Below are 1,862 nucleotides of genomic sequence, written 5' to 3' on the forward strand. Positions count from 1 at the left end.
CCCCTACGAGGCACGCATGCGCCTGCAAAGTGGAGGCAAGAACAAGGAGCACGAGGAAGCGCTGTCTTTTCACTCGGCCATTCCAAACAACCCTGAACATAGCCGGCGAGTGCTGGCGTATGACGTGGCGATAGGGGCGGGGGAGAGCGTGGATGATGTGACGTTTTATGCGTATTTGTGTCGAGTGGCGGATTGGCGGTTGGATTGGGAGAGAACACGAGCTAGTGCTAACTCTCAGTTTGAGACAGAACAGGACCTTCCAGATGAAGCGGTATCGGAATTCTTTCTTCAAGAAGACGCTAGTAGCCGCGAGTTGATTAACTCCACAGTAACGTACCGTAAGAGTGGTGCATTGCCGACGGTTGTCGGAGATAACATGCCTTCCTTGGTAGCAGCACAGTCTCTAAAGGAGCAAAGAGCGGGAAACTCCGTTCGTTTTGGGGGAAGCGCCTGATGTGTCGAAAGCTTAAATTTTGGTTTTTCACTGCTGTGTTGCTGACTTGCCACTTGGTTCAGGCAGCCGAAACTTCACTGACATCGACTCGTTGTTTTGCCAGTGCGGCCACGTATGTGACTACTTATACCTCGTCCAGGAAGGACTCAATCATGACCGTTGAACCTCGTTACCGTGCCCCCACTACGTCGCCTCGTTTGGAAACCTTGGATGTGCTCAGCATTGGCATAAGTCTGGATGTGTTCAGGCAGGGGCAGATTTGGAACGAGTTGCAGGAAAAAAACTTAAAACAAGAGGAAACACTACATGTAGGGAGCATCCTACCTATGGATCCGAAGAAATATCCAATAACCGCCGATGATAAGGATATGGCATATGAAAAACGGGAAACGGATGCACTGGAGCTAGGATTAAGGGATTTTTTAGAGAAGTGGCCGATTCCCACTATTACTGTGGTTTCAGGTTGGAGTCCTAAAACTCCGAACCTTCGTTTTACACCTGAAAGAACCCGGGGCAGCTTATCTGTCATGGTTAATGACATGCGAACTCCTGCAGGACTTCATTGGCATCGCATTCGTAACCTGCAGGACGGCATCATCTGTAATGACACTCCTGAAACCTTGCTGGAAAACCTGTTCCAACTGTTCGAGCGTAACCCTGACCTTCCTGCTGTATTGGTCTACACCAATGAAGGCTTCAGCATGTCCTATGCGCTTTCTGCCAAAAAAGCCCCATTGATTGGTGGACCAGGGCCGCGTAAGCCAGGTGAACTCACCGATTCAATGGTCGCTCTTGTCGTCGGCCGCCCCGAACGTGTCGAATGGCTGCGCTATTACGCCCCCTTCACCAAGGTCAACCAGAACAAGATCGATCCCGAGTTCACCGGTTGGGGCTGGCGTAAACCGGCGGTGGAGTTCCAACCTTCGGCGTTCATCCCGCAACCCTGGACCGAGCGCGCCTTTGAACAATGGGACGCCTTGCCGGTGCTGGCCAGGATTCATCGCCCGGTCACGGTTTCCCTGCAGCGCCCGGACAACGGCGAGCGTCTCAAGCGCGAAGCCTTGACCGCTCAACTGGCTGCTGGCTGGAAAAAAGCCACTGACACAGTTACACCAGCACCGGCCCGGGTGTTCTACGACGGCGGCCTGAACAGCACGCCACTGGCCGAGTTGCTTCCTGCTCTGACTGCTGCCCACAGCTCTCTGGATCTGCTCGACTCACGCGAAGGCTACGACCTGACCCAGCGTTTGGGCGATACCGGTGCTGCCTCGCCGTTCGTGGGTATCGCGCTGGCCACCATGGCCAGTTACCAGAATGCCGACACCAGTGTGGTCATGCCTCTGCGCCGTAAGGATCAAGCGACCCTCATCACCATCACCTCGCCGACACCTGGGCAAAAGCCCGTTGG

At 54.2% G+C, this 1,862-nt stretch carries 2 protein-coding genes; both read left to right on the forward strand.

All coding sequences use genetic code 11. The features are described from left to right. On the forward strand, nucleotides 1-454 hold a 454-nt coding region (locus BLX41_RS31885; RefSeq protein ID WP_123728079.1), incomplete at its 5' end, for an effector protein Tle3 domain-containing protein. Beyond that, nucleotides 454-1,862: type VI lipase adapter Tla3 domain-containing protein (locus BLX41_RS31890; RefSeq protein WP_311197612.1), on the forward strand; the 1,409-nt coding region annotated here is incomplete at its 3' end. The genes BLX41_RS31885 and BLX41_RS31890, both read left to right, overlap by 1 nt.

Source organism: Pseudomonas protegens (assembly GCF_003732485.1).
Lineage (GTDB): Bacteria > Pseudomonadota > Gammaproteobacteria > Pseudomonadales > Pseudomonadaceae > Aquipseudomonas > Aquipseudomonas protegens_B.